The organism is Tunicatimonas sp., from assembly GCF_049647865.1.
Taxonomy (GTDB): Bacteria; Bacteroidota; Bacteroidia; order Cytophagales; family Cyclobacteriaceae; genus Tunicatimonas.
On the sequence record NZ_JBARYM010000723.1, the window covers coordinates 1 to 7514 of the forward strand.

Sequence of the window (7514 nt, forward strand, 5' to 3'; positions counted from 1 at the left end):
CCTAGAGGCCGACGAATTATTAGCATTCAACCAACGTCTAACTCACCTTATTGATGAAAATATTAGCAACGAACAGTTTGATATAACTGATATCTGCGAGCATCTGCATCTTACAGAAAGAATCCTATACCGCAAAGTGAAAGAACTATGCGGAAGCACTCCCGCCAAACTGATCACCGAACGTCGGTTGGTGCGTGCCAAAATTATCTACGACCAGAAAGCATATAAATCCGTGCGGCAGTTGGCGCTATCGGTCGGTTTCAAAAACAGTACTCGCTTCGCCGAAAAATTTCAGTCGCAATTTGGCGTAAGACCCTAATATTCTCCTTCTCCCTATCAATTTCGCTTTTCTATTTCTCCCCCCTACACTACTGCTTTTTCTAATCCATTCTGAATACAAAATAGTAAAGATGTAGGGATTTATTACATAGCTTCCAAATACTGATACTCTTACTGACAAAAGTGTTTCGTCACTTGCCAGAGGCTTTTTTTGGACGTTTTTCGGTACAAATTGTGAAGATTGGTATCATAATTATTTTCATAACTGATCATTAATTGCTTACAAATGAAAAAATTTAAACTATCAGTATTCATCACAGCTTCATTACTCTTTGGCATCATGCTCGCCTGTAAAGACGAAGAAGAAGCCCCTACTCCCAATCCTCCTACTAATACACCACCGGGTGGAGGAACTACTGACCCTGTAGTGGTTACGGCGAGTGATACCACTTTCAACATTACCGAAAATAGTGCCATCGGTACATTAATTGGCAACATTCGGGCAGCGGCTAGTACCGAGGCACCCCTAAGTTATAGTATCGCTTCCCAGAGCATAAGCGGAGCAGTTAGTCTGGATGCTAGCAGTGGTAAACTTACTGTGGCCAAAGCAGAAGCATTTAACTTTGAAGAAAACAAGACGATTAGTGGGCAGTACATAGCCACCGCAGAGGGTACTAGTGACACCGCGCAGTTCACTATTAACATCACCGACGTAGACGAAGTGACAACTGCGGAAGTCACAGATAGCTTAGCGGAAAACAGCGCGGTGGGTACCGTTATTGGATTGGTAGCAGTAACCTACGAAGGCGACCAACCTACGTACGCAATTCAATCTCAGAAGCCGGCCGGGGCGGTTAGTATCAATGCAAAGGGCGAACTAATGGTAGCCGTCAGCGCTCACTTCGATTTTGAGACTAATGCAACAATAGAAGGGATGTATGCCGCTACGCTCGGAGCGAAAACCGAATCGGCTGCGTTTACGATCCACCTTGTTGATGTAGATGAGGTAAGTGTCACTGCCAAAGACATTAGCGGTAGCATTGATGAAAACAGCGCAAAAAATACTGTGTTAGGCAAGGTTGACGCTACTGTTAGCGGAGGCACAGCTACGTACAAAATAAAATCTCAGTCAGTAACCGGAGCCATCAGTATCAATGACCAGGGTGAGTTAACTATCGCTGATGCTAGTAAGTTTGACTACGAAACTAATAAGACCATTACCGGTGAGTACTAAGTAACCGTTGGTAGCAAAACTGCTACCGCTAAGTTTACAATAACCATTAATGATGTTACGGAGCTAACCGTAACTGCTACAAACTTCGACGCGAATGTAGATGAAAATAGCGCGGTTGGCACCAGTTTGGGAACAGTGAGTGCCACCGTAGCAAATGGAACTGGTACGATAACGTATTCTATTGCCAGTCAGTCGGTAGCCGGAGCGGTGAGTATCAGTGCTAATGGCGAACTTACTATAGCCGATATTAGTGCATTTGACCACGAAACCAATGCCCAAATTACCGGTAAGTACTTAGCTAAGGTAGGCAGCGCAACCGACCGCGCTAACTTCATCATCACGGTGGACGACGTAGACGATATAACGGTAACGGCAACCGACTTTACCAGCGATGTAGACGAGAATAGTGCTAGTGGTACTATCATTGGTACAGTCACCACCACACTAACCGACGGTACGGGTACGCTATCATACTCCATTGTCAACCAGTCAATAGCCGGAGCGGTCAGCATTAATAGCGATGGAGAATTGGAGGTAGCCACTGTTAATGTGTTTGACTACGAAACCAACACTCAAATTACGGGAACGTACGAGGTAGAAGTAACCGGTAGCACTTCGGCTAACCGTATCGCCACGGCTGATTTTACGATAGACCTGAACGATAAGTATAGCTGGACCAAAGCCGTTTTTGCCGGGCAAGCAGGCTCTATATCTACCACCGACGGTACCGGCACAGCCGCCCGCTTTAATGAACCGCTGGGAATGGACTTTGATGCTTCGGGAAACAATTTGTACGTTGCGGATAAAAACAATCATCGTATTCGCAGAATTACGGTTCCCGGGGCAGTAGTAACTACCTTAGCCGGTAGTACCAGTGGTTACCTTAACGGGACAGGCTCTACTGCTCGATTTGACCATCCGCGCGATGTAGTAGTAGATGGGTCCGGAAATGTCTGGGTAGCCGATTCAGACAACAATGCATTGCGTAAGATTACCACATCAGGGGTAGTTAGTAACACCACGCTTACTTTTACGCCCAATGGGATAGCATTCTCAGGAGGGGCCATCTATGTTACCCGCGACCACCAAATCAATAAGTTTGACTTAAATACCACCAGCATCGTAAACGGTTGGATTTTAGGCGGAGGTGCAGCCGGTAACAACTCTTTTGGTTATAAAGATGACCACGCTAACCGGTCTCTTTTCTACAACCCCAGAGGGATTGATCTGGATGCTAACGGCAATTGGTTAGTAGCGGATTACGAAAATAGAACCGTAAGAAAGATAGCTCCAACGTATGGTGCTACTGGTTTTAACCGAACGTACTTCCAGATTACTGACGTAGCCGTAGCGCCCGATGGTAAGATTTACGCCGTAGAATCTGGCAACGAACGAGTACGGGAAGTTACTTCTAACCTTACTTCCGTAGAGGAAATTATTGCCGACGGGTTCAATCGTCCGGAGGGTATCGCCATCCATCCTACTACCGGAGAGATTTATGTAGCCGATACTGGAGCACACTGTATTTACAAACTGACCAAAGTGGAAGAATAACGTTAGAAGTACTAATGAAAGAAGGTCAGGCAATTATGTCTGGCCTTTTTTAATGGTTCACGGCGACGTATTCAGAGAATAACTGCCCTAATGTATCCAGATCAGACTGCGTGTGCAAAGCACTAATCACCACCCGGGTGATGCAGTCACTATCAGGATTGGGGTACGGGAAACTGGATAGTACGCATTTTTCACTCAACGCATCGCATAGGTTCTGATCCGCACTGTAAAATACGGGGTACGTCCCGAAGTAGCGAAAGATACTATTCTCCTTGATGAGCGATTGAAAGTGTAAGACGTTAGTGCGTAGCTGAGCAAATAACACTGGGTAAAGCTTTTCCGCCCGTAGCATAGCGTATAAGTAGGCCGGAACTACCGGAGAGGCAGCCGTAAAGTAAGGGCTTTTCTTAAGCAATTGTATAAGCGTGGCATCACCTAGCACTACTCCGCCCGGAACACCGAGTGCTTTTCCTATTGACCCAACTACCACTAAAGACACATTCTTGGGCACTAGTTTTTTAACCGTAGCGTATATTCCTTCACCCCGCTCACCCAGTACTCCTAACCCGTGAGAATCGTCAATCACCAACGTTATTTTTATATGGTCAGGTAAATGGGCTACCCAATCGAAGGAATGAGCGCGAGCGTATAGCGGGTCTACGGAGTTGGCTACAATAATCACTTCCCGATGGTTGTAGCCTACTTTTGCTTCTAAGTGAGACACCCAACGGTGGTACTCGCCACTGCTGTTATCCTGCTCGTTGCGCCACAGAGCCGGGTGGGTTTGCGGAGCATACAAAAACTGCGAACTCTGATCTAGATGATGAATAAGGGCCTGCCCGGCTAGGTAACCCGATGAGAAGGTAAGGGCCGAGGGGGCGTGAGTGAAGTTAGCCAGCCAGGTCTCGGCTTCTTCGTAAATGGCTAGTTGCACATTAGAAGAGCGGGAGCTAGAATACCCAGTGCCGTACTGACGAAAGCCATCGCGTAGTACTTCCTGGAAGACAATATTTTTATGAATGCCTAAGTACGAGGTGCCACTAAAGTATAGCCGCTCTTTCCCTTCGGTGATGATGGTCCGCCCGGGCAGTGAATTTACTGTTATCATATACTAGACTAATGAAGTTGGGCTAGGAGTAAGCAACTGAACCCCGGTGCCGTTTTCGTCGGGAAAATGCACCCCGTCGGTCGTTATAGTCACGCCGGTAGCAATATCTTCGGCCAATAGTAAAGCTCCATCCATGTCTACATAGTTGAGCAGCGGCGACAGGTGGGCAATAGCCGATATTCCAATGGTAGATTCGGTCATACAGCCGATCATTACCTTCATATTGTGCCGTTGGGCTTCCCGAATCATACGGCGGGCCGGTGTAATGCCTCCGCACTTGGTTAGTTTAATATTGATTCCGTGGAAATGCCCCGCGCACTTTGCTACATCATCTTCAACAATGCAGCTTTCATCCGCTATTAACGGTAATGCCGAATGTTGGTACACTTCTTTCATACCGTCCCAATTATCAGCCTTAAGGGGTTGCTCAATAAATTCTACCCCTAATTTTTTTAGCTCCTGAGCATTCTCAATGGTTTCATCCACTCCCCAGGCGCAGTTAGCATCTACCCGAAACACCGCGTTGGTATGCTTCCGCAGTTCGCGCACAATGGCTAAATCTTCCGGGGTGCCCAGCTTAATTTTGTAGATTGGCCAGGGCTTTGCCTGCATCTTCCGTATCATCACTTCAATACTGTCGATACCCAGCGTATAATTAGTCGTAGGAGCATCGGCGGGGTTCAATCCCCAAAGTTTATACAACGGCTGGCCTACCTTCTTTCCGTACAGATCGTGTGCGGCCACATCGATTGCACAAAGTGTAAAGGAGCTATGCTGAAGTTCAGGTTGAAGTTGTTGCCACAGGTGGCCCGGCGTGCCGACTTGTCCCGCGTTTAAGACTTCATTGGCCAACGAGTACTCCTCAATACGTTCGCGTACCAGAGCTACCTCCTTTTGCATCCGTTCGATAGAAACTTGATAGTAATTGTTCGCGGTGCTTTCGCCTAATCCGGTTACGGTCTGACCTTGCTGGTTCGTGTCCGAAAGCTGAATAACAAGTGCCTCTTGCTCATTCCGCGATTCGTAGGAGATTCGGAAGGGGTCGCGCAATTTGAGGGTAAAGCTGTGTATGGATATGTTCATAGTACCAAAAATCAATCTCGAAAAGTACGGAAAATCCGTAACAATTAGTACAGATTTCTTAGATTACCCGTAAGATCATCTTAAAAAAGTTATAAAAAGATTGTATGTTTCAAGCTGTCGCGTAACTTTATAAAACTAACGCTACTCAACCTTTTTATGAAACTTCCCCGCCACTTTACTATTACGTTTGCCCTTATCTTATTTGTCACCGAGTTAATGGCTCAGGCACCAACCACCCGGCTACTACGCGACCCGGCAATCAGTAACGACTACTTAGCTTTTGTGTACGCCGACGACATTTGGCTTTCCGATCACAATGGGGCTAATGTTCGTCGCCTCACCACCTACGCGGGTTCCGAGTACGACCCATATTTCTCGCCCGATGGTCAGTACCTAGCCTTTACCGGACAATACGACGGCAATACTGATATTTATGTAGTGCCAGTAACGGGAGGGGAACCTAGGCGAATGACGTTTCACCCCGGAGCTGACCAAGTGCGGGGCTGGACTCCTGATGGGGAAGCCGTACTGTTTGCTTCCGGGCGGGCCCGGGCACCTTCTCCACTGCCTGATCAGTTTTGGACCATTCACTTAGATGAGTCTTTTCCTAAACCCTTTGCCGTACCGCGAGTCACCCAGGGGCAGCACTCGCCAGATGGGGAACGCTTCGCCTACCAGATGATCTACTCCTGGGAGTCGGAGTGGCGTAATTACCGCGGAGGGCAGAATAACCCTATCCGAATTATTGATTTGGAGACATTAGATGTTGAGAAAATTCCCTGGGAGAACAGTAATGATAAAGAGCCGGTGTGGATTGATCAAACCGTGTATTTCCTGTCGGACCGAGACTACGCTATGAATATTTGGGCGTATGATACTGAAACTAATAAGCTCAATCAAGTCACTTCTTTTACGGATTTTGACTGTAAAAACTTAGCGAGTGGAGCGGGAATGCTGGTTTTTGAGAACGGAGGAACGCTGTATCGAATGGACCCGAATCAGGGTGAACCGCAGCAGCTAGCCATTAGTGTGCAGGGAGATTTTGCTTGGGCGCGCCCTCACTGGGTCGATGCGCAGGATCAGGTTCAGCAGGCGGCGATATCCCCTAATGGATTACGAGCCATCTTCTCGGCCCGGGGCGACATATTCACGGTTCCCGCCGAAGAGGGTAGTATCCGTAACCTTACCAGTAGTCCCGGAGCGGCAGATCGGGCTCCGGCTTGGTCGCCCGATGGACAGCAGGTAAGCTGGTTTTCGGACGAATCCGGCGAGTACGCCTTGCTGGTGGCGGATCAATACGGTGATAATCTTCGTACCATCAAACTAGACGAACCTACCTACTTTTATACTCCGGTTTGGGCCCCGGACAGTAAACATATCAGCTTCGGAGATGCTGACCGTAACCTGTGGGTAGCCAATACCGAAACCGAAGAAGTTACTTTGATTGATAACGAAGGCTACGCGCATCCCGAGCGAACGATTTACCCTATCTGGTCGCCCGACGGCCAGTGGATTGCCTACACCAAACGGCTGGACAACGAGTACAACGCAGTTTTCGCGTATTCACTGTCCGAAGAGAAAAGCTACCAGATGACCGACGGAATGGCCGATAGCCGAAACCCCGCCTGGAGTCATGATGGTAAGTACTTGTATTTTACAGCTAGTACCGACTACGGTCTTAACGTAGGGTGGCTAGATATGAGCTCCATAGAACGACCGCTTAACCGAGCTATCTACGCCATAGTACTTTCGGCTGATGACCCCTCGCCGATGGCTCCGAAGAGCGACGACGAAACGGCCGAAGATCAAGCGGAAGCAGCGGAGGAAGATGAGGATCAGGAAGAAAAAGAGGATCAGGAAAAACCTACGGTAAAAATTGATTGGGAAGGACTGTCGCGGCGTATTGTAGCGCTAGACATTCCGGCGCGTCACTATACGGATTTACAAGCAGCTTCGGAAGCGTTATTCTTCACCGAGCAACTGCCTAACGAAGACGATTACGCACTTCATCAGTACAAATTTGAAGAACGAAAGAGCGAGAAAATACTAGACGAGGTAAGCGAATTTTATGTTTCTGCTAACGGACAGCAGCTACTGTATCAACAGTCCGGCAACCGTTGGGGTATCGTAGATGCTACGAACCCTAAGCCTTCGGAAGGTATGCTGGCCCTAAAGGGTATGATGATGAAAGTTGACCCGCAAGCTGAGGCGGAGCAGATGTTTAAAGAAGCTTGGCGGTTCCAACGCGACTACTTC

At 47.9% G+C, this 7514-nt stretch carries 6 protein-coding genes; 4 read left to right on the top strand and 2 right to left on the bottom strand.

The annotated features are described in order from the left end of the window. From WBA23_RS21145 to WBA23_RS21155, 3 genes are all read left to right on the top strand, one after another. Window positions 1-319 (top strand): helix-turn-helix domain-containing protein (locus WBA23_RS21145; RefSeq protein ID WP_424584271.1); only part of this gene is annotated, 319 nt, incomplete at its 5' end. A 246-nt stretch (window positions 320-565) separates the two neighbouring features. Further along, a complete protein-coding gene (locus tag WBA23_RS21150; protein ID WP_424584272.1) occupies window positions 566-1513 on the top strand; it encodes a cadherin repeat domain-containing protein in 948 nt (315 codons plus the stop codon). Window positions 1514-1648: 135 nt separating this feature from the next. Further along, the gene (locus WBA23_RS21155; RefSeq protein ID WP_424584273.1) at window positions 1649-3067 is read left to right on the top strand and encodes a hypothetical protein; all 1419 of its coding nucleotides are present in this window, start codon (window positions 1649-1651) and stop codon (window positions 3065-3067) included. Between the two features lie 49 nt (window positions 3068-3116). On the opposite strand, the gene WBA23_RS21160 is transcribed toward WBA23_RS21155, so the two are convergent. Both WBA23_RS21160 and WBA23_RS21165 read right to left on the bottom strand, forming a co-directional pair. Next, window positions 3117-4175 (bottom strand): aminotransferase class I/II-fold pyridoxal phosphate-dependent enzyme, encoded by a 1059-nt coding sequence (locus WBA23_RS21160; protein ID WP_424584274.1) that lies wholly within the window; start codon window positions 4173-4175, stop codon window positions 3117-3119. Between the two features lie 3 nt (window positions 4176-4178). Beyond that, window positions 4179-5258, bottom strand: coding sequence for a dipeptide epimerase (locus WBA23_RS21165; RefSeq protein ID WP_424584275.1), 1080 nt, complete (start codon window positions 5256-5258; stop codon window positions 4179-4181). Window positions 5259-5414: 156 nt separating this feature from the next. Here WBA23_RS21165 and WBA23_RS21170 point away from each other — a divergent pair. Further along, on the top strand, window positions 5415-7514 hold a 2100-nt coding region (locus WBA23_RS21170; RefSeq protein WP_424584276.1), incomplete at its 3' end, for a S41 family peptidase.

Bases quoted from the DNA above. Each gene is read 5' to 3' on its own strand.
- WBA23_RS21160 (WP_424584274.1), bottom strand. From the start codon at position 4,175: ATGATAACAGTAAATTCACTGCCCGGGCGGACCATCATCACCGAAGGG.
- WBA23_RS21150 (WP_424584272.1), top strand. From the start codon at position 566: ATGAAAAAATTTAAACTATCAGTATTCATCACAGCTTCATTACTCTTT.
- WBA23_RS21165 (WP_424584275.1), bottom strand. From the start codon at position 5,258: ATGAACATATCCATACACAGCTTTACCCTCAAATTGCGCGACCCCTTC.